We start from the raw sequence: 23,647 nt of genomic DNA, 5'->3' as shown, positions 1-23,647 counted from the left end.
CCGCTTCCTCAACTCGGCCGTCCTCAGGAGAAGTCGGCGGCGTTCTTCGCGGTGACGACCTTGACCGGCACCATCACCTGAGCCTCGGTCTTCTCACCCCGCGCGGCCTTGACGGCGTTCTGCACGGCGGCCTTGCCGAGCTCGGCGGGCTGCTGGGCGACGGAGGCGAACAGGGTGCCCGCCTCGACCGCCTTCAGCCCGTCGGGGGTGCCGTCGAAGCCGACCACGGCGACATCCTTGCCCGCCTTGGCGCCGAGCGCCTTCGCCGCGCCGAGGGCCATCTCGTCGTTCTCGGCGAAGACACCGTCGATGTCGCCGTTGCCCTGGAGCAGGTTGGTCATGACGTCCAGGCCCTTGGAGCGGTCGAAGTCGGCGGGCTGCTTGGCGACCACCTTGATGCCCGGGAACTCCTTGAGCCCTTCGGCGAAGCCCGCGCCGCGCTCACGGCTGGCGGAGGTGCCGGCCGTGCCCTGGAGGACGACGATCTCGCCCTTGCCGCCCAGCTCCTCGGCGAGCGACCGGGCGGCGAGCTTGCCGCCCTCGACGTTGTCGGAGGCGACGAACGCGGCCGTGTCGGCCTTGTTGACGCCCCGGTCGGCCGCGATCACCGGGATGTCCGCCTTGTTGGCGCCGCGCACGGCCGGGCCGACGGCGTCGGAGTCGACCGGGTTGACGATCACCGAGGCCACTCCCGAACTGGTGAAGTTCTGGAGCTGGTTGGCCTGCTGGGAGGCGTCGTTCTGGGCGTCGGTGACGGTCAGCTCGACCCCGGCGGCCTTCGCCTCGGCCTGGGCGCCCTCCTTCATCTGGACGAAGAAGGGGTTGTTGAGGGTGGAGAGCGACATGCCGACCTTGGTGGTGGTCGAGGAGGAGCCCGGGTTGAGCAGCGACACGGCGGCGACGACGGCGGCGACCACGACCGCGGCTGTACCGATCTTCGCCGCGCTCTTCCCCTTGCCGCCTGATCCCGGCGCTCCGGGTGCCCCCGCGGCGCCCGCCGTGCTGCCGGTGCGGCGGCGCAGCGTGTCGAGGAGGACGGCGAGCGCGATGACGACGCCGATGACGACCTGCTGCCAGAAGGCGGAGACCGACAGGAGGTTGAGGCCGTTGCGGAGCACGGCGAGGATCAGCGCGCCGATGAGGGTGCCCGAGGCCTTGCCGACACCGCCGGCGAGGCTGGCGCCGCCGATGACGACGGCGGCGATGGCGTCCAGCTCGTACCCCTGGGCGGCCTGCGGCTGCGCGGAGGAGAGGCGGGAGGCGAGGACGACACCGGCGACGGCCGCGAAGAGGCCGGAGAGGGCGTAGATGACGAGCTTCTGGCGCTTGACGCGGATGCCGGAGAGGCGGGCCGCCTCCTCGTTGCCGCCGATCGCGTACATCGAGCGGCCGATGTAGGAGCGGCGCAGGACGACGGCGGTGATCAGGCCCATCGCGATCATGACCAGCACGGGCACCGGCAGCCAGCCGCCGAGGGTGTCACCGAGGCGGGAGACGGAGTCGGGGAAGGCGATCGGGCTGCCCTGGCTGATGACCAGGGAGAGTCCCCGGCCTATGGAGAGCATGGCCAGCGTCGCGATGAACGGGGGGAGTTTGCCGTACGAGATGAGCGCGCCGTTGACCAGGCCGCAGGCGAGGCCGGTGGCGGCGGCCAGCAGCACGGCGAGGACGACGGGGACGCCCTCGCTGGTGGCGAGCCAGGCCAGCACGGTGGCCGAGAGCGCGGCGACCGAGCCGACGGAGAGGTCGATGCCGGCCGAGACGATGACGAAGGTGACGCCGAAGGCGAGGATCGCGGTGACCGCGGCCTGGACGCCGACGTTGAGCAGGTTGTCGGTGGTCAGGAAGTCGCCGGAGAGCACCGACATCGCGACGACCAGGACCACCAGGGCGCTGAGGGCGCCGTTGTCGAGCAGGAGCCGGCGCAGTGCCGAGGCGGTTCCGCCGCCGCTGCCCGTGTTGTTCTTGACGGTGTCAGTGGCCACGGGGGGCCTCCACTTCCTTCACTGCGGGGTCGTTCGAGGGGGGTGTGGTGACGGCGAGGGCCATCACGGCGTCCTGGGTGGCGGCGTCGCCGGTGAGTTCACCGGCGAGGCGGCCCTGGGCCATGACGAGGACGCGGTCGCTCATGCCGAGGACCTCGGGGAGGTCGCTGGAGATCATCAGCACGGCGTGACCGGAGGCGGTCAGCTCGTTCATGAGCTGGTAGATCTCGACCTTGGCACCGACGTCGATGCCGCGGGTGGGTTCGTCGAGGATCAGCACCTTGGTGTCGGCCAGTAGCCACTTGCCGATGACGACCTTCTGCTGGTTGCCGCCGGAGAGGGTGCGTACGTGCTGGCCCAGGCCGGCCATCCGCACGCCGAGCTGCTCGGCGATGCGGGCGGCGGCGGTGCGCTGGCCCTTGAGGTCGACCAGTCCGCCGCGCGAGGCGGACTTGAGGGTGACCAGGCCGAGGTTCTCCTGCACGGAGGCGTCGAGCACCAGACCCTGGCCCTTGCGGTCCTCGGGGACCAGGCCGAGCCCGGCCGCCATGGCGGCGTTGACGTCGTGGCGGGGCAGCTCGCGCCCGAGCACCTCGACGGTGCCGCGGTCGTACGGGTCGGCGCCGAAGACGGCGCGGGCGACCTCGGTGCGGCCGGCGCCGACCAGTCCGGCGAGGCCGACGATCTCCCCGGCGCGGACCTCGAAGCCGACGTCCTGGAAGACGCCGTCCCGGGTCAGGCCGCGCACGGTCAGCAGCGGCTCGCCCTGCTCCGGGTGCTCGCGCGGGTACTGCTGGTCGATGCTGCGGCCGACCATCAGGCGGACCAGTTCCTCCTCCGGGGTGGAGGCGGGCACCTGGTCGACGGAGCGGCCGTCGCGCAGGACGGTGACGCGGTCGCCGAGGGCGGCGATCTCCTCCAGGTGGTGGGTGATGAAGACGATCCCGACGCCGTCCGCGCGCAGCTGCCGCACGATGGCGAAGAGCTTCTCCACCTCCTCGGAGGTGAGGACGGCGGTCGGCTCGTCCATGATCAGGACGCGCGCGTCGAGGCTGAGCGCCTTGGCGATCTCCACCATCTGGAGGCGGGCGATGCCGAGGTCCCGGACGCGGGCGCGCGGGGAGAGCTGGAGGCCGACCCGGCGCAGCAGCACCTCGGCGTCCGCCTCCATCTTCTTCCGGTCGATGAGGCCGAACCGGCGCGGCTGGCGGCCGAGGAAGATGTTCTCGGCGACCGTCAGGTCCGGCACCAGGTTGAACTCCTGGTAGATGGTGGCGATCCCCAGGCGCTCGGCGTCCTGGGCGCTCTGGATGCGCACCTCGCGACCCTCGGCGTAGACGGTGCCGCTGTCGGGGCGGTAGGCGCCGGAGAGCATCTTGATGAGGGTGCTCTTGCCGGCCCCGTTCTCACCGAGCAGGACGTGCACCTCGCCGCGGCGCAGGTCGAAGTCGACCGAGTCGAGGGCGACGACGCCGGGGAAGGTCTTGCGGATGTTCTCGATGCGCAGCAACTCGTCCGGGTTGCTCACAGCTTGCTCCTTGCGTCGCGGGGGTCGGGTGCCGTCGTGGCGGGCTCGCCGCAGGAACGGCGGACGACGAGGCGGGAGGGGAGGGTGACCGACTGCGGGGGTCTGCCCTCGATGAGGTCGGTCAGGGCGTGTACGGCGGCCCGGCCGAGGTCGGCGGTGGGCTGGGCGATGGCGGTGATCGGCGGACCGGTGTGCACGAACCACGGGATGTCGTCGAAGGCCGCGAGCCCGATGTCCCCCGGGACGGCGAGGCCCCGGGCGCGAATCGCGTCGAGCGCGCCGAGCGCCATCAGGTTGTCGGCGGCGAAGACCACGTCGGGCGGCTCCGGCAGGGCGAGGAACCCCTCGGTGACGCGCCGACCGCTGTCGGCCTGGAAGTCCCCCTGGCCGACCAGCTCGGCGGGGAGGGGGATGCCGTAGGCGTGCAGCGCCTCGCGGAAGGCCTCGACGCGCTCGTGTCCGGTGGTGGTCGCGGCGGGCCCGGCGATGATGGCGAGCCTGCGGTGGCCGAGGCCGTGCAGGTGGGCGACGAGGTCCCGGATGGCGCCGGTGCCGTCGGCCCGGACCACGGGCACGTCGAGACCGGGCATCCACCGGTCGACGAAGACCATCGGGGTGGGGCCCTCGGCGGTCTGCCGCATCAGCGGGGAGCTGCCGTCGGCGGGCGAGACGAGGAGCCCGTCGATCCGCCGGTCGAGCAGGGTCCGCACGTGGTGGTCCTGGAGCTCGGGCCGCTCGTTGGCGTTGCCGATGACGACGCTGTAGCCGAGCACCCGGGCCTCCTCCTCCACCGACCGGGCCAGCTCGGTGAAGTACGGGTTGAGCACGTCGCTGATGACCAGGCCGAGGGTGCGCGTCTGGTCGGTACGCAGCGACCGGGCGAGGGTGTTGGGCCGGTACCCGAGCCCTTCCACGGCGGCCATCACTCGCGTACGGGCGCCCTCGCTCACCGACGGGTGCCCGTTGAGCACCCGCGAGACCGTGGCGACGGAAAGCCCCGCCGCCGCGGCGACATCTTTGATGCCCGCCATGTCCGGACCACCTCCTTGTGGCTCCGTCCACCGTGGTTCCGGACAGCGCGGGCTGAAGGGCCACGGAGCGTGGAAACGATTACAAGGAGGATTGGAAACGATTACAGGAGGGGAAGGCAAGAGGTTCGGCGGGGAGAAATCAGATCGTGATGAGCGCGCTCAGATGAGCGAAGGGGAGACGGCGGCCGGGACCCGCACCGGGCGGAGGCGGACCGGGGCGGCGACTCCCTCGCCCGGGAGGCGCGGGGACGGTCCCCGTCGGTGACTGCGGCCTCTGACGGCACGAGCTGTCGACCGCGGCGAGCCGGCGGTCCGCCCGCACCTCGCACGGGTCCGGCCCCTGGCCGCGCGCCACGTGCGCGACCGGCGAGGCCGACGCCGGTGGGGCCGGACGCGGGTGGGGCCGACCGACCGTCCGTGGCGGTGGCCGGACAGGACGAGGGCGCCCGACCCGCGCTGACACGGGATCAGGCACCCTCGTCCGTGGATGCGCGCCGGGCCGGCCGCTGCCGCCGGGCCGTACGCGCGTCGCCTCTCAGGCCGGCCAGGAGCCGGTCAGCCGCTTGACCGCGGTGGCTCCGCCACGGTCCACGACAGCCTTGACGGCCGCGAAGATCGCGCCTTGGAGAGCCGCCGCCAGCAGGACCTCCCGCCAGCCGCGCTCCTGGTCGGTGGCGCCGGGCGCCTCGTCGTCGTGCCCGAGGGTCTTCCACGCCTTCCGGAAGACCACTCCGGCCAGGGCGCCGCTGGCGGCTCCCAGCGCCATCCCGAACGGCTTGTACAACACCTTGGAGGCCTTCATCGACGCCTCCTGCCGCGCGCCACGACGACGTACACCGCCAGCGCCGCCAGGCCGAAGCCCAGAAGCGGGCCGGCCTTGCCGCCCCGCGCGGCCTCGGTCACCTGGAACGCCTTCTCGCGCACCGGCTGCGGGGCCCTGTCCAAAGCCTCCGCCGCCTTGGCCTGCGCCTGGGCCTTGATGTCGGCCGCCTTCGCCTGCGCCTGCGCCTTCACGTCCGCCTTGGCGGCGAGGGCCTCCACGGTCATGCCGAGTTCCTCGCGGGTGCCCTCCACCTGGTGGCGGAGTTCCTCGGGGGTCGGCGTGGAGTCGTCACTGCCGGGTTGCCGGGTCATCGGCGGGTTCCTTCCTTGATCTGGGCCACGTCGGCCTTCACGTTGTCCCTGGCCTCTTCGGGCACGGGCGGGGCCGCCTGGGCCATCTGCTTCTTCCCGGTCACGGCGAGCAGCCCGGCCAGCGCCCCGAGGACGAGGGCCACGACCAGAGCGGCGCACCACAGCGGCCACACCAGCGCCAGGGCGGCGATGGCGGTGGCCACCAGGGCAGCCAGGGCGAGGAACCCGACGATGCCGGCGGCACCGAAGAGGCCGCCGCCGAGCCCCGCGCGCTTGCCCTTCTCGGTCATCTCGACCCGGGCCAGGCGCAGTTCCTGCCGGGTCAGCTCGGTGATCTGCTCGGACGCCTGCTTGACGAGGTCGCTCACGGTCTGCTGGCCGGCCGTCTGCCCGGGGCCTTGAGGAGACGGGGGCCTGCCGGAGGGGGTGCTCATCCTCGCTCCTTCCTGTGGTGCGGTCGTTCGGTCAGGTGAAAGATGGCGGAGGTCTTGGCCGGCCGCCACTCGGTGTGCGGCTCGGCGTCCCGGCCGCATACCCCGCCGGGAGCACGCGATGTACGCCGTACGGGTGTCCGCTCGCGAGACGCGGCCGGCGCCTCATCCGCCGTTGGCGTCCCGGTGGTCCTCGTCGGACCAGGACCGGGTGTCACGCGGCTCGACGTACGGCTCCTCGTCCACCGGATGGCCGCCGACCACGGCCCGCTCCCGTGCCATCTCGGCGTCGAACTCCAGACCGAGGAGGATCGCGATGTTGCTGATCCACAGCCAGACGAGGAAGATGATCACGCCCGCCAGGGCGCCGTACGTCTTGTTGTAGGACCCGAAGTTGGCCACGTACAGGGCGAACCCTGCGGAGGCCACCATCCAGATCAGCAGCGCCAGGAAACTGCCCGGGGAGACCCAGCGGAAGCCCTTGGTCTTGGCGTTGGGGGCGGCCCAGTACAGCAGCGCGATCATCATGATCACCAGGAGCAGCAGGACCGGCCACTTGGCGATGGACCACACGGTCAGCGCCGTGTCCCCCACGCCGATGACCGAACCCGCCCGCTGGGCCAGATCGCCGGTGAAGACCACGATCAGGGCGCTCACACAGGCCATCACCACCAGCGCCACCGTGATGCCGACCCGCACGGGCAGCACCTTCCACACCGGCCGCCCCTCCGGCATGTCGTAGACCGCGTTGGAGGAGCGGATGAAGGCGGCCACGTACCCGGAGGCGGACCACAGCGCGGCGAGCACACCCACCACGGCGAGGAGAGACCCCAGTCCCCCGGCGCCCTGCAACTGCTCGACGGCGCTCGTGACGACGTCCCGGGCGGGCCCCGGCGTCATCTTCTTGACGTTGTCCAGCACCCGGTCGGTGGCCGACTCACCCGCGATGCCCAGGAGCGAGACGAGCACCAGCAGGCCCGGGAAGAGCGCCAGCACGCCGTAGTACGTCAGCGCCGCCGCCCGGTCGGCCAGCTCGTCGTCCTTGAACTCGGCCGCCGTCCGCCGGAGCACCGCCTTCCACGACTTCTTCCGCAACTCGGTCGGCTGGTCGGGCGCGTCCCGCTCCACCTCAGGGGTGGGCCCGGCCGCCGTACTGCCGCCCGGCGCACCGGGGCCGGCGCCCTTACGCTCCCCTCCGGGACCCTGCCACGGCTCGTCGTTCTTCTTCCGCTGCCAGTTCGGTGCCATGCGGTATGCGTAACCCGGATTCGCCCCGGTGAACGTGGCGACCGTGGGGCGGCCACCCGGTCGGCGGTGTCCGGCGCGCTCCCGGCGGCCGTTCCGGGAACGGCCGGATGATCCCGCCCCCGCCTGCTCTCCCTGCTCGCGGGTACAGGACGTACGGGCCCCGACTGGCGGGCCCACGGAGAGCGGAGGGCGCGTGTCGGTGAACCTCGCGGGATTCCTCGTTGTGGTGCTGGTGGCCTATCTGGTGCCCGGTCCCGACTTCGTGGTGGTGGTGAGGTCGGCCGCCGAGCACCCCTCGCAAGGGCGGTGGGCGGCGCTGGGGGCGCAGACCGGGCTGTGCGTGCACATGCTGGCCGCCGCCCTCGGACTCTCGGTCGTCGCCGCCCGCTCCCCCGTCGTCTACGAGGCGATCCAGCTCGGCGGCGCGGCCTACCTCGTCCACCTCGGGGTCCGCGCCCTCGTCACCGCCCGCCGCTCCGCGCGACGGCGCCGGGACGCGGCGGCCGGAGCCGGTGACGGCCCGCCCGCCTCACCGGGCGGGCCGTCAGGGCGCGGCCGGCGGGGCGCCTTCACCCAGGGCCTGCTGACCAACGTGCTCAACCCCAAGGCGGCGCTGTTCTTCCTCAGCGTCCTGCCGCAGTTCGTCCACGGCGGCGGCTCGGCGACCGGACAGATCTTCTTCCTCGGCATCCTCGACGTGGTGATCGGGGTCGTCTACTGGTTCGCCCTGGTCGGGGTCGCGGCGCGGCTGCGGCGCCTGCTGGCCCGGCCCGCCGTACGCCGCCGCTGGGAACTGGCCACCGGATGGTCGTTCATCGCCATCGGCCTCACCGTGGCCGCCGCCTGACCGGTGCCCGTGCCCCCCGGCGGGGCGCGGCTCCTCCGGGAAACGCAGAAGGACCCCAGATTCCTCTGGGGTCCTCCACTGGTGTCCGAGGGGGGACTTGAACCCCCACGCCCGATAAAGGGCACTAGCACCTCAAGCTAGCGCGTCTGCCATTCCGCCACCCGGACAAGGTGTCTGTCGTTGCGGGGTGTCTCCCGCGCCGACAGAGAAAACTCTACCAGGGGTTCGGGGTGCTCTTCACCCGCATATGGCGTGGTCAGGAGTGGGGTGGGGCGGAGGGTGAGCGGGTGGTAACGCAGCGCGCCGGGAGGGCGGGGAAAGGGCCCCCACGGCCTCTTTCCCCACCCTCCCGGCGCGGGTCGGTCAGCGCTTCTTCTTGCGGAGGGAGTGCAGGTGGGCGCTGGAGCGCCGGGCGAAGCGGAGGGAGTCGGTGGGGTTGTCGTGCTCGGTCTGCCAGTGGTGGGCGTGGCGGTGGCCGGGCAGGCCGGTGACGGTGGAGATGAAGCGCTGGTAGTCGATGTCGCCGTCGCCGACGTCGGTCATGCGGTAACCGTCGATGGTCGTCTCGTCGTGCTCGCCGTCCTTGACGTGGAAGAGCGGGTAGCGGTGGGGCTGTTTGAGGACGTAGGCGAGCGGGTCGAGGGGGGCCGGGGTGCCGTCGGCGCGCTTCGAGAAGCGGAACTGGGCGCAGTAGGCCCAGTAGATGTCCATCTCCAGGTGGACCAGGTCCGGGTCGGTCTCGGCGAGCAGGACGTCGTAGAGGCGGACGTCGGGGCGGTCGGAGGCGAAGGAGAACTCCTCGGCGTGGTTGTGCTGGTAGAACTTCATGCCGCGCTTCTTCGCCTCGGCGCCGTAGTGGTTGAAATCCTCGGCGCAGCGCTTCCAGCCGTCGACGGTGTCGCCGTAGCGCCACGGGCCGGAGGCGGTGCCGATGTGCGGCAGGCCCAGTTCTGCGGCCTCGTCGAGGACCTTGTCGAGGTTCTGGGCGAAGCTGTAGGCGTCGGGGTCGGAGTCGTCGTAGTAGTTGACGTGGCTGCCGATGGGCTTCAGACCGTGGTCGCGGGCAAGGCGCTTCAGCTCGCGCAGGGTGAGGGGTCCGGCCTCGCCCTGGGTGTATCCGGCGAACTCGATCTCGTCGTAGCCGTAGAGGGCCAGCTCCTTGAAGACGGTGGCGAAGCCGAGGGTGGTGACCTTGTCGCGGAGGCTGTAGAGCTGGATGCCGAGGCGGCCGGGGGGCAGGACGGGGTCGCCCTTGCCGGGCCTTCCCTTGCCCTGGGTGGCCGGGTCGGTGCCGGCGGCGAGGGCCGGGGAGGCGGTGGCCGCGGCGGCGAGGAGGGCGGCGGCGCCGGTGCCGGCCGCGACGCCGAGCATGTTCCGCCTGCTGAGGCGATGGGTGAGCTCGGGGTCGGTGACGTCGCGGAGGTGGCGGGGTGTGCGGCTCATGTGCGGTCCTCCCGGGAGGGGGCGGTGTCGGGTGCGGGGGTGGTGCCGAGACCGGCGAGGCGCAGCAGGAGCGCCTTGACGTCGGTGGCCGCCACGGGGCCTTCGGTGGCTCCGGGGCGGGAGCTGAGGAGGAGCGGGCCGTCGGCCTCGTCGGCGGGCAGGCGGCCGTGGCTGCCGCGGATGGGTGAGGCGTCGAGCGGGACGACGGCCATCCGGTAGCGCATGCCGAGCTTCTTGCGGGCGACGGCGGCCCCCGCGCGGAGCTTCACGTAGGGGTCGTGCGGGTCCATGAAGAGCTCGACGGGGTCGTAGCCCGGCTTGCGGTGGATCTCGACCAGCTGGGCGAAGTCGGGGGCGCGGGCATCGTCGAGCCAGTAGTAGTACGTGAACCAGGCGTCCGGTTCGGCGACGGCGACGAACTCGCCGGAGCGGGGGTGGTCCAGGCCCTGCTCCTTCTTGCCCTCCTCGTCCAGCAGGGCTTCGACGCCTGGGACGTCGGAGAGCAGGGCGCGGACCATGTCGTGGTCCTCGGGGCGGCGGACGTAGACGTGGGCGAGCTGGTGGTCGGCGACGGCGAAGGCGCGGGAGGCCATCGTGTCGAGGTACTCCATGCCGTCCTGGGTGTGGACCTCCAGCAGCCCGGCCTCGCGCAGCACCCGGTTGAGGTGGACGGGGCGGCTGACGGAGGTGATGCCGTACTCGGAGAGGACGACGACGGTGCGGCCGCTCGCCTCGGCGTCGTCCAGCAGGGGGCCGACGGCGGTGTCGAGGTCGCGGGCGGCGGCGTGCGAGCGGGGGTCGTCGGGGCCGTACCGCTGGAGGTCGTAGTCGAGGTGGGGCAGGTAGGCGAGGGTGAGGTCGGGGTCGCGGGTGGCCATGACGTGCCGGGTGGCGTCGATGATCCACTGGGAGGAGACGAGGTCGGCGCCGGGGCCCCAGAAGTGGAAGAGGGGGAAGGTGCCGAGCTTCTCGGTGAGTTCGTCGTGGAGCTCGGGCGGGCGGGTGTAGCAGTCGGGTTCCTTGCGGCCGTCGGCGTAGTAGACGGGGCGCGGGGTGACGGTCCAGTCGGTGTCGGCGCCCATCGCGTACCACCAGCAGATGTTGGCGACGGTGTAGCCGGGGTGGGCGCGGCGGGCGGCGTCCCAGAGGCGGTCTCCGCTGACCAGGCCGTTGTGCTGGCGCCACAGGAGGACGTCGCCGAGTTCGCGGAAGTACCAGCCGTTGCCGACGATGCCGTGGTCGGCGGGGAGGGTGCCGGTGAGGAAGGTCGACTGGGCGGAGCAGGTGACGGCGGGCAGGACGGTGCCGAGCGGGGAGCGGCTGCCGCGCGCGCCGAGGGCGGCGAGGCGGGGCATGTGCTCCAGCAGGCGCGGGGTGAGGCCGACGACGTCGAGGACGAGGAGCGGCTGGGGTCGGTCTGCGGTGGTCACGGCAGCTCCTTGAGGCCCAGGTCGGTGAGGAGGTCGCGGGCGAGGGTGAGTTCGGCGGCGATGCCCTCGGTGAGGCGGGCGCGGGCGCGGGGCCGCAGCGCGGGCGGCAGGGCCTGCCAGGTGTACGTCTCGACCTCCAGGTGGTGGGTGCGCGGGTGCGCGCCGCCGACGAGCCCGGCGAGGGTCTCGCGGAGCACCGGGAGGGTGGAGGTGAGGGGCGGTTCGGGGTCGGCGTGGAGCGGGATGTGGAAGTGGGAGCGCCACGGGCCGGTGTCGGGGAGGCCGCCGGTGAGGGCCTCGCCGAGGTCGTCGGTGCCGCGCAGCCCGGCCGTGGTGGTGGTGCGGGTCTGGTGGAGGAAGCGGGGTTCGTCGAAGGCGGCGAGGGCCTCGCGGACCTCGGGCAGGTGGGGCTGTTCGGCGTGCAGGGCGGCGGAGAGCTGGGCCTTGACGATGCGGACGCCGCCGGCCTCCAGGGTGCCGAGCGCCCGGGCGGGGTTCTCGAAGGAGGTGGCGAGGTGGCAGGTGTCGAGGCAGACGCCGATGCGGTGGGCGGTGGTGTCGCCTAGTGGGGCGAGGGCGGCGACGGCGTCGGCGGTGGTCTCGACGGTGCAGCCGGGTTCGGGCTCCAGGCCGATGCGGATGGAGCGGCCGGTGAGGTCGGCGAGGGCGTTGAGGCGTTCGGCGAGGGTGGTGAGGGCGCCGAGCGCGGTGCGGTGGCGTCCGCTGTCGTAGGAGGTGCGCCAGGCGAAGGGCAGGGTGGAGACGGAGCCCTCGGTGACGTCGTCGGGGAGGAGGGAGGCGAGCAGCCGGGCGAGGTCGGTGGTGTGGGTGAGGCGGGTGCGTTCGGTCCAGTCGGGGCGGTACACCCGGTACTTGACCTCGGCGTCGCCGAATCCCTCGTAAGGGAAGCCGTTGAGGGTGACCACTTCGAGGCCGCGCCGGTCGAGGTCGCCGCGGAGGGTGCGCAGGGCTGCGGGGTCGGCGACGAGGGCGGCGGCCGCGTCGCGGGCGAGCCAGAGGCCGATGCCGAGCCGGTCGCGGCCCAGGCGCTTGCGGATGGGTTCGCAGTGGTCGCGGAGCTGGGCGCGGACGCCGTCGAGGCTTTCGGCGGGGTGGACGTTGGTGCAGTAGGCGAGGTGGACGGTGGAGCCGTCGGGGTGGCGGAAGCGCATCGGCTCACTCCCCCGCCGTGCGGGGGGCGCCCCGCTGGATGCTGTTGCCCTCGTGCTCGGCGGGCCCCGTCGGGGCGGGCACGGCCAGGTCGCCGAGGCGGCCGCTAAGGCCGTAGAAGGCGACGGGGTTGCGCCACAGGACCTGGTCGACGGCGTCCTCGTCGAACCCGGCGGCCAGCAGGGCGTCGCCGACGGCGCGGGTCTTCAGCGGGTCGCTCTTCCCCCAGTCGGCGGCGGAGTTGACGAGGACCTTCTCCGGGCCGTACTCGGTGAGGACGGCGACCATGCGGTGCTCGTCCATCTTGGTGTCGGGGTAGATGGAGAAGCCGAGCCAGGCGCCGGCGGCCTTGGCCTCCTTGACGGTGGTCTCGTTGAGGTGGTCGATGAGGACGCGTTCGACGTCGAGCGCGGACTCGCGGACCACGTCGAGGGTGCGGCGCAGGCCGGTGAGCTTGTCGCGGTGCGGGGTGTGGACCATCGCGGGCAGGCCGTGGTCGGCGGCGAGCTGGAGCTGGGCGGTGAGGGCGGCGTCCTCGGCGGGGGTCATCGAGTCGTAGCCGATCTCGCCGACGGCGACCACGTTGTCCTTGAGGAGGTAGCGCGGCAGGAGGTCCAGGACCGGTGTGCAGCGCGGGTCGTTGGCCTCCTTGGGGTTGAGCGCGAGGGTGCAGCGGTGGGCGATGCCGTACTGGGCGGCGCGGAACGGCTCCCAGCCCAGCAGCGCGTCGAAGTAGTCGCGGAAGCTGTCCGGGGAGGTGCGGGGCTGGCCGAGCCAGAAGGCGGGTTCGACCAGCGCGCGCACCCCGGCGTCGTACATCGCCTGGTAGTCGTCGGTGGTGCGGGAGGTCATGTGGATGTGGGGGTCGAAGATGCGCATCAGTTCTCCTTCGCGCCGCCGCCGGCGGGCTGGGTCGTGGTGCGGCCGGTGGGCGCGGCCTCGGTGAGTGCCCGGGCGGCGGTGAGCTCCGCGGGCACGGCGCGGCCCGCGGCGGCGCGTTCGGCGGCGAAGTCGGCCAGCATCCGGTCGAGTTCGCCGTCTCCGGCGGCGCGTTCGGCGAGGGCGGCGACGGCGGTCAGCGGGACGCCGGTGAACAGGCACTTGAGGACGGCGTGCCGCCAGGCGTGCGCGTCCAGGTGGCGGGCGGCATAGGGGCCGACGGCGGCGGCGACGATGCCGGTGTCGTTGGCGCGCAGGGCGTCCTCGACCAGCCCGACGGCGTCGGGCCCCGGCACGGTGAGCGCCAGCGCGTCGAGGACGGCGCGGCGTTCGGCGCCGCTGCCCTCCTGGTAGAGGCGGGTGAGGGTGGCGGCGTCGGCGCCCGCCGCGTGGAGCAGCAGGACGCGGGCGGTGTCGGCGTGGGCGGCGCCGACGCGGCGCCCGGCCTCGGCGAAGCGGCGCTCCCAGGCGGGCAGCCCGGCCGCTCCGGGCGGGCTGCCCGCGGCGGCCGCCTCGTCCAGGGCGGTGTCGAGCCAGCCGCGGGCGTCGGCGTCGAGCTGGTCGGCGAGGGTGCGGCGGATCGCGGCCGGGTCGGGCTGCGGCGGGGCGGAGGTGGGGTGGTTCACGCGGGTGCCTCCTGTCGCGGCGTGGCGCGGGTGCGGGGTGCGGGCCGCCTCATGCGGGTCCGGCCGGGGTGAGGGCGGCGCCCGCCTCGCGGGCCGCGCGCCGCAGGAAGGGCAGGGCGTGGGCGGCCTGGGCGGGTCCGGCGTGGGAGTGGCGGGGCAGTTCGACGACGGTGAGCCCCTGGTAGCCGGTTTCGGCGAGCGCGGCGAGGACCGGCGGGAAGTCGATCTCGCCGTCGCCGAACGGCAGGTGTTCGTGGACGCCGCGCCGCATGTCCTCGATCTGGACGTGCCGCAGCCAGGGCGCGGCGGCCCGTACGCAGGCGGCGGGCGGCTCGGGCTCCAGGCACTGGCAGTGGCCGATGTCCAGGGTCAGGCCGAGTTCACCGGGGTCGCCGAGGGCGGTGCGCAGGCGGTGGAAGTCGGCGAGGGTGGCGACCAAGTGGCCGGGTTCGGGTTCCAGGGCGAGGGGGACGCCGGTGGTCCGCGACGCCTGAAGGACCGGGGCGAGGGCGTCGGGCAGCGCGGCCCACGCCTCCTCGGCGGTGACGCCGGGCGGGGCGGCGCCGGTGAAGCAGTGCAGGGCGTGCGCGCCGAGGTCGGCGGCGACCTGGGCGGCCGTGGCGAGCAGACCGGTGCGCAGGGCCCGCCGGTCCGGGTCGGGGTCGAGCAGGCCGGGGCCGTGCTTCTCGCGGGGGTCCAGGACGTAGCGGGCGCCGGTCTCCACGGTCACCGTGAGCCCCAGTTCCGCGAGGCGCCCGGCGATGCGGGCGGTGCGGGCGGCGAGGCCGGGGGCGAGCGGGTCGTGGTGCATGTGGTCGAGGGTCAGGCCCACACCGTCGTAGCCGAGGTCGGCGAGGAGGGCGAGGGCGTCGTCCAGGCGGAGGTCGGTGAGGCCGTTGGTGCCGTAGCCGAGGCGGAGGGCGGCCGGGGTGGCGGTCACGTGGGGCTCACCTTTCTCGCGGCGAGGCGGGCCAGCGGCACCAGGGCGAGGGTGGCGAGCGCCCCGCCGAGCGCCCCGGCGCGGGCGGACAGGGCCGCCTGGAGGGGGATCATGGCGCGGATGCCGCCGCCGACGGCCCGCTGGGTGAGCGGCGGCGAGGGGTTGAGCGCGGCGTGCAGGTAGGGCACGGCGGCCGTGGTGCCGTACAGGGCGGCGAGGCCGACCCGGGCGGCGGCCCGGGCCGGGCCGGGACCCGGCGGACCGGGGGCGGCTGCTGCCCGCCGGTCCGCCGGGAGTCGGGTGGGCGCGCCCCGCCGGAGCCCCGCCACGGTCGCCGCCGTGGCCGCGGTGGCGGCGAGCGCGCCGAGCGGGGCCCGGGTGGAGCCGCCGCGGGTCTCGTGGCGTGACACCGATGTCAGGGCGTAGGTGTGCGCGCCGAGCAGGGCCGCCGCGGGAAGCGCGGTGCGGGCCGCGGCCCCGGTGCGGGCGGTGGCGGTGGCGCCGAGGAGCACGTCGAGGGTGCGGGCGGCGGCCATCCCGGCGGGGCCCGCCGCCGTACCGGCCAGCTTCAGGTCGTAGACCCAGACGGTGCCGGCCAGGGCTCCTGCGACGGCGAGGGCGGGGCGTCCGGCGGCCGCGGCGAGGCCGAGTCCGGCGGCGGTCAGCCCGGTGGCCGCGGTGAGGGCGGCGGCGGGGCTGATGCGGCCGGAGGGCAGCGGGCGGTGCGGGCGTTCGGCGCGGTCCTCGTCGCGGTCGGCCCAGTCGTTGAGGACCATCCCGGCCTCGTAGAGGCAGAGGGAGGACCCGGCGGCGAGCAGGGTCCGCGGGCCGGGGCGGGCCCCGGAGGCGGCGGCCCCCGCGAGTGCGTCGCCCGGGACGCTGAACGCGGCCGAGACGCGCAGGAGTTCGGCCCAGGCGGCGAGGCGGCCGCCCGGGGTGCGGGGCTGGTTCACGCGGCGGCCCCCAGGCGGCGGGCGAAGCCGAGGAGCAGGTGGTACTGCTCGGCGAGTCCGGCCGGGGCCGCGCCGGCCGCCGCCTGGTCCGGGGCCTGCACCGGGTCGGGGTCCTTGAAGTAGAAGGCGAGTTCGCCGAGGGGGCCGCTGATCCCGGCCTCGTGGGCGCGGGCGAGGAGCCGGGCCAGGTCGAGGACGAGGGGTGCGGCGAGGGCGGAGTCGCACCCCTGCCAGATGGTCTGGAGGACCATGCGGGTGCCGAGGAAGCCGTCGAAGGCGATGTGGTCCCAGGCGGTCTTCCAGTCGCCGAGGACCGGCACGTCGTCGATGTGCACCTCGCCCTCGGGGACGGTGGGCAGGGTGTCGGCGAGGACGCGTTCCTTCCCGGCGTTCTTGGCCGCGGCGGCGGCCGGGTCGGCCAGCGCGGCGCCGTCGCCGCCGCCGAGCAGGTTGGAGCCGGACCAGGCGCGCACCGCGAGGGCCCGGTCGCGGAACATCGGGCCGAGGACGGAGCGCAGCAGGGTCTGTCCGGTCTTGCCGTCCCGCCCGGCGTACGGCAGCCCCGAGGCGCGCGCCTGTTCGGCGAGGACGGGGTGGTGGATGCCGGTGGAGGGCGTGAAGTTGGCGTACGGGCAGCCGGCGCGCAGGGCGGCCGCGGCGTAGAGGGAGCTGGCGGGGAGGGTGCCGTCGGCGGGCACGGGCTCGGTGGAGGCGACGTTGATCACGACGACGCGGGCGAGGCCGTGTTCCTCACGGAAGGCGGTGAGGTCGGCGGCGAAGGCGTCGATCAGCTCCTCGGTGGAGCGCGGGTCGCCGGACTGCGGGCCGCCGGGGCGAAGGGCGCGGTCGGCGGCCTCCAGTTCGGCGCGGACGGCGGTGGGCAGTCCGTGCGGGAGGACGCCGCCCTCGGCGAGGGCCTCGGCGCGTTTGGGCAGCGGGCAGTCGGTGGTGTCGTGGCCGCCGAAGACCAGTGAGGAGAGGGGCGCGAGGCCCGCTGAGGCGAAGGGCCGGGTCTCGGTGACGAGCCCGGTCGGCGGGTGGAGCCCGGCGACCGTGGCGGCGCACCCGGCGACGGCGGTGGTGGCGACGGAGCCTCTGGCGCCGATGAGCCAGACGCCGGTACGGGGTCCGGGGGCCGCCGGGTCGGCGGCGCTCCCGGCGGGGGCGGAAGTGGGGGCGGGGGTGTGGGTGGGGAACGACTCGGTGGACACAGGCAGCCTCCTGTTACCAGCGAACAGCAGTGATCCGATGGGGCGGTGCGCGCCGGGCCGGGACGGGGCGGGTCGTCGGTCGCCGGGTCGCCGGGGGGTGGCGCGCGGGGTACGGCGCGGGGGCCGACGGGTGCTCGCGCGGGACGCGGGGCCCGTGGGGTCTTGCGGGGTCGGCCGGGGCCTTCGCAGGGCCCGGGGGCGTATCCGGAACGGGAAGCGGAACCGGAGAGGGGCGGTGGGCGGTACGAGCGGGCCCGGAGCCGGGCACAGTGCCCGGGCCCCTGGTCCCGTCGGACGGACCCGGGCCCCGGTCGGGGGACGGGCGGCGGTGGGCCGCCCGTCCCCGTGGGGTGAGCGGGTGGGGTGCCGGAAGGTGGGTGAGACGGCGGGCGGAGGTCCGGCGTCCGCCGCCCGCCGTCGCTCAGTCGCCCTGGATGGGCAGTTCCTTCAGCTGGATGTCGCGGAAGGAGACGTGGTCGTCGTCACCGTGGTTCTGGAGGCCGATGTGCCCGTCGGTCAGGGAGCGGGCCGGGTCCTCGTTGGTGAAGTCGTTGATCTCGACCCCGTTGAGGAAGACCTGGAGGCGTTCGCCCTGGACCTTGATCTCGTAGCTGTTCCACTCCCCCGGCGGCTTCAGGGCCTTGTCGCGGGCCTCGATGTCGGCGGACTGGAAGGTGTAGACGGCCCCGGTGGTGCGGTCGGGTTCGTCGGTGGCGTCGATCTGCACCTCGTAGCCGTTGTCCACGGCCGACCAGGGGTCGTCGGAGGCCGGGAAGCCCACGAAGACACCGGAGTTGTCGTCACCCTCCATCTTCCAGTCGAGCTTGAGGGAGTAGGAGGAGAGCTCCTTGGCCTCGTACCAGAGCAGGCCCATGCCGCCGGTGGTGGTCAGCTCACCGTTGTCGACGGTGAACTCGCCGGGTCCGGCCTGCTTCCAGCCCTCCAGGGTGGTGCCGTCGAAGATCGGCTCGTAGCCGTCCTCCTCCTCGCCGCCGCCCTTCGGGGAGCAGTCCGCGTCGGCCAGGCCGGTGGCGTACTTCAGGCCGCCGGCCAGGTGGGTGCGGAAGTCGGCCTCGGCGAAGGACTCCTGGGTGTGGCCGCCGCCGGTGTAGAAGGAGCGGCCGCCCTCGTAGGTCTGGCACCAGGCGATCGGGTGGTCGCCGTCCATGTTGCCGCCCTCGTAGCTGGACTCGTCCAGGGTGGCGAGGACACGGGCCTGCTCACGGGGGTTGGTGCCGTAGTTGTACCACTCGTCGGTGCGCTCCCAGGTCTCGCCGAGGTGCGCGGTGGCCGGGTGGTCGTGATCCTCGACCTCGACGGTGGCTTCCTGGATGTGCGGGTGGGAGTCGAAGTAGGCGCCGACCAGGCCGCCGTAGAACTCCCACTCGTACTCGGTGTCGGCGGCAGCGTGGACGCCGACGTAGCCGCCGCCGTTCGCGACGTACTCCTCGAACGCCTTCTGCTGGTCGCCGTCGAGGACGTCGCCGGTGGTGGAGAGGAAGGTGACGGCGTCGTACCCGGCCAGGTTCTCCGGGGTGAACTGCGCGGCGTCCTCGGTGGCGTCGACCTCGATGCCGTTCTCCGCGCCGATCTCCTTCAGGGCCTCGATGCCGGCCGGGATGGAGTCGTGGCGGAAGCCGGCGGTCTTGGAGAAGACCAGCAGCTTCTTGTCGGCGGCGGCGGGGGCGGCTCCGTCGATGATGAAGTCGTCCACGTCGTAGAGGGAGTCCTCACCCTCGCCCTTGAAGACGAGGAAGAGTTCGGTGGTGTCCTCGCTGACGTCGGTCAGCTCGGTCTCGACGTCCTCGAAGTTCTCCCAGCCGCCGGTGACCGGGACGGTGGCGGTGCCGTGCAGGGTGCCGGTGGGCGATCCGCTGCGGACCTCCAGGGTGCCGCCGCTGCCGCCGGAGGCGATGCGCGCGGTGAACTTGTCGGCGCCGGAGAGGTTGTACGGCTTGAACGATATCCAGTCGCCGTCGTGGACGTCACCGACGGTCTTGCCGCCGTGGGCGGTGGACTTGTTCTGCTGGGAGACGCCCTCGGAGTCGCCGTAGTGCTCGGCCTGCCGGTGGCGGGGCTGGAGCTGGATCTGGTCGGAGCCGGTCAGCGCGGGCTGGCCGCCCGCGCCGGTGTCGGTGTAGGAGGCGTCGATGACGCCGAAGATGTTGGCGTTGGGGTCGTGCTCACCGTCGGCGGGGACGTTGAGGGTGCCCTCGCAGCCTTCTGCCGAGGTGATGGGGTGGCCGTGGTTGTCGTGGCCGAGGATGTAGCGGACGGTGACCTTGGAGCAGTCGATCTCCTCGTCCTCGGGGTCGGTCACCTCGACCTTGAAGGAGACCGTGTCACCGAACTTGAAGAGCGTGCCGTCCTTGGGCTGCTGGAGGGTGACGGTCGGCGCGGTGTTGCCGACGGTGATCTGGACCGATGCGGTGCCCTTGAGCCCGCCCGGGTCGGTCGCGGTCACGGTCGCCGAGTAGACGCCGTTCTCCTCGAAGGTGTGGGTGGGGTTCTCCTCGTCGCTGGTGGCTCCGTCACCGAAGTCCCAGCTGTAGGTGAGCGGGTCGCCGTCGGCGTCCTCGGTGCCCTCGGAGGAGAAGGCGACCTCCAGCGGGCCCTGGCCCGACGTCTTGTCGGCGCTCGCCACGGCGACCGGCGCGTAGCCGTCGGTGGCGTTCTCGATGCGGTAGACGGCCGAGTTGGCGTCGCCGCCGAAGTAGCCGGTGCCGTAGTCGAGGACGTAGAGGGCGCCGTCCGGGCCGAACTCCATGTCCATGACCTGGGTGCCGGACCACGGGAAGTCGTTGATGGCGCCGACGGTGCCGTCCTCGTCCTGCTCGATCCGCTTGATCCACTGGCGGCCGAACTCTCCGGCGAAGAAGTTCCCGTCGAACTCCTCGGGGAACTTCACCGGCGAGTCGAGACCGGCGTCGTAGCGGTAGACCGGGCCGCCCGTCGGCGACTCGGAACCGTTGCCGAACTCCGGGACGCTGTCGCCGTCGTACGGGATCCAGGCGGCCTGGGCCGGGGGCAGGTCGGTGAGGCCGGTGTTGTGACGCGAGGTGTTCTTCGGCGCGTCACAGTCGAAGGGCTCGCCGGAGGTCTTGGTCTCGAAGTCGTAGTCGTTGAACGGCTCGTTGTCGCCGGTGCAGTACGGCCAGCCGAAGTTCCCGGCCTCGGTGACGCGGGCGAACTCGACCTGCCCGGCCGGACCGCGGTTCGGATCGGCGGAGCCGGCGTCGGGCCCGTAGTCACCGACGTAGACGATGCCGGTGGCCTGGTCGACGCTCATCCGGAACGGGTTGCGGAAGCCCATCGCGTAGATCTCGGGGCGGGTCTTCTCGGTGCCGGGGGCGAAGAGGTTGCCCTCGGGGACGTCGTACGAGCCGTCGTCCTTGACCTTGATGCGGAGGATCTTGCCGCGCAGGTCGTTGGTGTTGCCGGAGCTGCGTCGGGCGTCGAAGGCCGGGTTGCGGTCCTCGCGCTCGTCGATGGGGGTGAAGCCGTCGGAGGCGAAGGGGTTGGAGTCGTCGCCGGTCGACAGGTAGAGGTTGCCGTCCGCGTCGAAGGCGATGTCGCCGCCGACGTGGCAGCACATGCCCCGCGAGGCGGGGATGTCGAGGATCTTCGTCTCGCTGGCCTTGTCGAGGGTGCCGTCCTCGTCGAGGACGAACCGCGAGAGGCGGTTGACGCCGTCGTAGGGCTCGAAGTCGGCGGCGGTGCCGTTCTCGGGGGCGTCACCGGACGGGGTGTCGAGCTTCGGGGCGTAGTACAGGTAGATGAAGCGGTTCTCCTCGAAGCCGGGGTCGATCCCGACTCCCTGGAGCCCCTCCTCGTCGTGGCTGTAGACGTCGAGGGTGCCGGCGACCTTGGTGGTGCCGCCCGCGTCGGTGAGGCGCAGGTCGCCCTCGCGGGCGGTGTGCAGGACGCCGCCGTCGGGCAGGACGGCCATCGTCATGGGCTCGCCGGTCTCCTCGACGCCCTTGGCGAGGGTGACCTGCTGGAAGGTGGGGGCCGCCACGGGGCCGTTGACGGCATCGGGGTCGGCGGCGCTCGCGGGGAGCGCGGCCAGGCCCAGTGAGGCGCTGGTGAGGAGGGCGCCGGTGAGGAGCGCCACCGCTTGGCGGAGTCTTGGACGTTTCCTGTGCACGGAGTTCCTCCGGGAAGACGTCGTGCGGGTGGGGGTGCTGCCGGGATGCGCCGTCACCCCGGAGCCGTACTGGTCTCGCTCTGGACCGTAGCGACCTTTGTTCCCGCCGGAAACCCCTTGCACAGCAGGGAACTTGAACTTTCTCCCGGCACAGGACAAAGGGGTGCGCGGGCAGCCCTGACCGGCCCGTCGGCACTGCCGCCGGGCCGGTCTCGTGGGCGTGTGCGCCTCAGGCGGGGGTCAGTCGCGGCCGCCGAAGGCCGCGTCGAAGGAGGCCGACGGCGGGTCCCAGTCGAGCTTGCGCAGGGCGGCCAGCGCCTCCGGCGCGCCGGTCAGCCGGTCCATGCCCGCGTCCTCCCACTCCACGGAGATCGGCCCCTGGTAGCCGATCGAGCGGAGCATCCGGAAGACGTCCTCCCACGGCACGTCGCCGTGGCCGGCCGAGACGAAGTCCCAGCCGCGCCGCGGGTCGCCCCACGGCAGGTGGGAGCCGAGCCGCCCGTTGCGCCCGTCGAGGCGCTTGCGGGCCTCCTTGCAGTCGACGTGGTAGATGCGGTCACGGAAGTCCCAGAGGAAGCCGACCGGATCCAGGTCCTGCCAGACGAAGTGGCTCGGGTCGAAGTTGAGCCCGAACGCGGGCCGGTGGCCGACCGCCTCCAGCGCCCGGTGGGTGGTCCAGTAGTCGTACGCGATCTCGCCCGGGTGGACCTCGTGGGCGAAGCGGACGCCCTCGGCGTCGAAGACGTCGAGGATCGGGTTCCAGCGGTCGGCGAAGTCCTGGTAGCCGCGGTCGATCATGCCGTCGGGGACCGGCGGGAACATCGCGACCAGGTGCCAGATGGCCGAGCCGGTGAAGCCGATGACGGTGTCGACGCCGAAGGCGGCTGCCGCCCGCGCGGCGTCCTTGATCTCGGCGGCGGCACGCTGCCGGACCCCTTCGGCCTCACCGTCGCCCCAGATGCGGGCGGGCAGGATGTTCTGGTGCCGCTCGTCGATGATGGCGTCGCAGACCGCCTGGCCGACCAGGTGGTAGGAGATGGCCCGGCACTTCAGCCCGTACTTGTCGAGCAGCTGGTGGCGGCCGGCGAGGTAGCCGGGGTCGGCCAGCGCCTTGTCGACCTCGAAGTGGTCGCCCCAGCAGGCCAGTTCCAGCCCGTCGTAGCCGAAGTCGCGGGCCAGGCGGCAGACCTCCTCCAGGGGGAGGTCCGCCCACTGCCCGGTGAAGAGGGTGAATTCGCGCGGCATGTCAGGACGCCTCCTGGTCCGGTACGGGGGTGTAGACGGCGTTCTTGGCGGCGCTCTCCTCGACGGCGGACAGCACCCGCTGGACGCGGAGCCCGTCGGCGAACGAGGGGGCGGCGGCGGTGCCCGCGGCGACCGCGTGCACCAGGTCGCGGACCTGGTGGACGAAGGTGTGGTCGTAGCCGAGGCCGTGGCCCGGCGGCCACCAGCCCTCCAGGTACGGGTGTTCCGGCTCGGTCACCAGGATGCGCCGGAAGCCGCTGGTGGCGGCGGGCTCGGTGTGGTCGTGGAAGGAGAGCTCGTTGAGCCGTTCCAGGTCGAAGGCGAGCGAGCCGAGTTCGCCGTTCAGCTCGACCTGGAGGGAGTTCTTGCGGCCGGTGGCGAACCGGGTCGCCTCGAAGGTGCCGAGCGCCCCCGAGGCGAACCGGGCGGTGAAGACCGCCGCGTCGTCCACGGTGACGGGCCCGGTCTCCACGGCGCCCGCGCCGCTCAGCCCCGAGGAGGAACCGGCGAGCAGCGGCCGCTCCTTGACGAAGGTCTCGGTCAGCGCCGAGACTCCGGCGACCGCCTCACCGGTGAGGTACTGCGCGAGGTCGACGGCGTGCGCGCCGAGGTCGCCGAGCGCCCCGGAACCGGCGCTCTCCTTGCGCAGCCGCCAGGTCAGCGGGAACGCGGGATCGACCAGCCAGTCCTGGAGGTAGCGCACCCGCACGTGGCGCAGCTCGCCGAGGCGGCCCTCGGCCACCAGCGAGCGGGCGTACGCGGCCGCGGGGACTCGCCGGTAGTTGAAGCCGACCATGGCGACCTGGCCGCGGGCGGCGGCCCGGCCGGCCGCGGCCACCATCGCCTCGGCCTCCTCGACGGTGTTGGCGAGCGGCTTCTCGCACAGCACGTGCTTGCCCGCCTCCAGGGCGGCGACGGCGATCTCGGCGTGGCTGTCACCCGGGGTGCAGATGTCGACGAGCTGGACGTCGTCGCGGGCGATCAGCGCTCGCCAGTCGGTCTCGGCCGCGTCCCAGCCGAGCTTGGCCGCGGCCGTGCGCACCGCCTCGGGGTCGCGGCCGCAGACCGCGGCCAGATGCGGCTGGAGCGGCAGGTCGAAGACGCGTCCGGCGGTCCGCCAGCCCTGGGAGTGGGCCGCGCCCATGAACGCGTAACCGACCATGCCCACACCGAGACGCGGGGTCCCGGGCGGGGCCGGGCGGCCGCCGGCCGCCTCCTGCTCCGTCTCTCGCATGCAGTCTTCCTCCTCCTGGGGATGGGGCGGCCCCCGGCCCCCGCGGCGCGGGCCGCGGGGACCGTCGTACGGCTGGGGGCCGCCCTGGGAATGCGGTGCTCCGCG

The 23,647-nt window shown here is 73.3% G+C and carries 19 protein-coding genes and 1 tRNA gene; 1 reads left to right on the top strand and 19 read right to left on the bottom strand.

Going from position 1 to position 23,647, the window contains the following annotated elements; all coding sequences use genetic code 11:
* Positions 1-23: 23 nt before the first annotated feature.
* From ACFWMZ_RS16210 to ACFWMZ_RS16180, 7 genes are all read right to left on the bottom strand, one after another.
* Complete coding sequence (locus tag ACFWMZ_RS16210; RefSeq protein ID WP_383202102.1) at positions 24-1,985, bottom strand: substrate-binding domain-containing protein; 1,962 nt, start codon at positions 1,983-1,985, stop codon at positions 24-26.
* Positions 1,975-3,513: a sugar ABC transporter ATP-binding protein gene (locus ACFWMZ_RS16205; RefSeq protein ID WP_383180021.1), complete on the bottom strand. Its 1,539-nt coding sequence runs from the start codon at positions 3,511-3,513 to the stop codon at positions 1,975-1,977. Before ACFWMZ_RS16205 ends, ACFWMZ_RS16210 begins: the two co-directional genes overlap by 11 nt.
* On the bottom strand, positions 3,510-4,544 hold the full coding sequence (locus ACFWMZ_RS16200; RefSeq protein ID WP_383202099.1) for a LacI family DNA-binding transcriptional regulator: 1,035 nt from the start codon (positions 4,542-4,544) through the stop codon (positions 3,510-3,512). Before ACFWMZ_RS16200 ends, ACFWMZ_RS16205 begins: the two co-directional genes overlap by 4 nt.
* A 535-nt stretch (positions 4,545-5,079) precedes the next feature.
* On the bottom strand, positions 5,080-5,346 hold the full coding sequence (locus ACFWMZ_RS16195) for a DUF4235 domain-containing protein (RefSeq protein ID WP_383180015.1): 267 nt from the start codon (positions 5,344-5,346) through the stop codon (positions 5,080-5,082).
* Complete coding sequence (locus ACFWMZ_RS16190) at positions 5,343-5,678, bottom strand: DUF3618 domain-containing protein (RefSeq protein ID WP_383180012.1); 336 nt, start codon at positions 5,676-5,678, stop codon at positions 5,343-5,345. The genes ACFWMZ_RS16195 and ACFWMZ_RS16190 overlap by 4 nt, the downstream gene beginning before the upstream one ends.
* Positions 5,675-6,112, bottom strand: a complete 438-nt coding sequence (locus ACFWMZ_RS16185; RefSeq protein ID WP_383202096.1) for a phage holin family protein — start codon at positions 6,110-6,112, stop codon at positions 5,675-5,677. Before ACFWMZ_RS16185 ends, ACFWMZ_RS16190 begins: the two co-directional genes overlap by 4 nt.
* A 162-nt stretch (positions 6,113-6,274) precedes the next feature.
* Positions 6,275-7,357 (bottom strand): YihY/virulence factor BrkB family protein, encoded by a 1,083-nt coding sequence (locus tag ACFWMZ_RS16180; protein ID WP_383202093.1) that lies wholly within the window; start codon positions 7,355-7,357, stop codon positions 6,275-6,277.
* Between the two features lie 193 nt (positions 7,358-7,550).
* Here ACFWMZ_RS16180 and ACFWMZ_RS16175 point away from each other — a divergent pair, with 193 nt between their 5' ends.
* Positions 7,551-8,204, top strand: coding sequence for a LysE family translocator (locus tag ACFWMZ_RS16175; RefSeq protein WP_383202090.1), 654 nt, complete (start codon positions 7,551-7,553; stop codon positions 8,202-8,204).
* Between the two features lie 79 nt (positions 8,205-8,283).
* Here ACFWMZ_RS16175 and ACFWMZ_RS16170 read toward each other — a convergent pair.
* The 12 genes from ACFWMZ_RS16170 to ACFWMZ_RS16115 form a co-directional block, all read right to left on the bottom strand.
* A tRNA-Leu gene (locus ACFWMZ_RS16170) sits at positions 8,284-8,371 on the bottom strand.
* A 196-nt stretch (positions 8,372-8,567) separates the two neighbouring features.
* A complete protein-coding gene (locus tag ACFWMZ_RS16165; protein ID WP_383202087.1) occupies positions 8,568-9,647 on the bottom strand; it encodes a sugar phosphate isomerase/epimerase family protein in 1,080 nt (359 codons plus the stop codon).
* On the bottom strand, positions 9,644-11,077 hold the full coding sequence (locus ACFWMZ_RS16160; protein WP_383202084.1) for an alkaline phosphatase family protein: 1,434 nt from the start codon (positions 11,075-11,077) through the stop codon (positions 9,644-9,646). The genes ACFWMZ_RS16165 and ACFWMZ_RS16160 overlap by 4 nt, the downstream gene beginning before the upstream one ends.
* Positions 11,074-12,249, bottom strand: a complete 1,176-nt coding sequence (eboE, locus tag ACFWMZ_RS16155) for a metabolite traffic protein EboE (RefSeq protein WP_383202081.1) — start codon at positions 12,247-12,249, stop codon at positions 11,074-11,076. The genes ACFWMZ_RS16160 and eboE overlap by 4 nt, the downstream gene beginning before the upstream one ends.
* Before the next feature lie 4 nt (positions 12,250-12,253).
* A complete protein-coding gene (locus ACFWMZ_RS16150; protein WP_383179992.1) occupies positions 12,254-13,126 on the bottom strand; it encodes a TatD family hydrolase in 873 nt (290 codons plus the stop codon).
* On the bottom strand, positions 13,126-13,812 hold the full coding sequence (locus tag ACFWMZ_RS16145; RefSeq protein ID WP_383179989.1) for an EboA domain-containing protein: 687 nt from the start codon (positions 13,810-13,812) through the stop codon (positions 13,126-13,128). Before ACFWMZ_RS16145 ends, ACFWMZ_RS16150 begins: the two co-directional genes overlap by 1 nt.
* 49 nt (positions 13,813-13,861) lie before the next feature.
* Positions 13,862-14,752 carry a sugar phosphate isomerase/epimerase family protein gene (locus ACFWMZ_RS16140; protein WP_383179986.1) on the bottom strand — a complete coding sequence of 297 codons (891 nt, stop codon included), beginning with the start codon at positions 14,750-14,752 and terminating at the stop codon, positions 13,862-13,864.
* A complete protein-coding gene (locus tag ACFWMZ_RS16135) occupies positions 14,749-15,705 on the bottom strand; it encodes an SCO3242 family prenyltransferase (RefSeq protein ID WP_383179983.1) in 957 nt (318 codons plus the stop codon). Before ACFWMZ_RS16135 ends, ACFWMZ_RS16140 begins: the two co-directional genes overlap by 4 nt.
* Complete coding sequence (locus tag ACFWMZ_RS16130) at positions 15,702-16,916, bottom strand: inositol-3-phosphate synthase (RefSeq protein ID WP_383179980.1); 1,215 nt, start codon at positions 16,914-16,916, stop codon at positions 15,702-15,704. The genes ACFWMZ_RS16135 and ACFWMZ_RS16130 overlap by 4 nt, the downstream gene beginning before the upstream one ends.
* A gap of 421 nt (positions 16,917-17,337) precedes the next feature.
* A complete protein-coding gene (locus ACFWMZ_RS16125; protein WP_383202078.1) occupies positions 17,338-21,063 on the bottom strand; it encodes a ThuA domain-containing protein in 3,726 nt (1,241 codons plus the stop codon).
* Positions 21,064-21,303: 240 nt separating this feature from the next.
* On the bottom strand, positions 21,304-22,308 hold the full coding sequence (locus ACFWMZ_RS16120) for a sugar phosphate isomerase/epimerase family protein (protein WP_383179974.1): 1,005 nt from the start codon (positions 22,306-22,308) through the stop codon (positions 21,304-21,306).
* A 1-nt stretch (position 22,309) separates the two neighbouring features.
* Positions 22,310-23,542, bottom strand: coding sequence for a Gfo/Idh/MocA family protein (locus tag ACFWMZ_RS16115; RefSeq protein WP_383179971.1), 1,233 nt, complete (start codon positions 23,540-23,542; stop codon positions 22,310-22,312).
* Between the last annotated feature and the right edge of the window lie 105 nt (positions 23,543-23,647).

It is taken from the genome of Streptomyces sp. NPDC058373 (assembly GCF_042723275.1).
Classification (GTDB): domain Bacteria; phylum Actinomycetota; class Actinomycetes; order Streptomycetales; family Streptomycetaceae; genus Streptomyces.
This window is presented reverse-complemented; position numbering and strand designations above follow the sequence as displayed.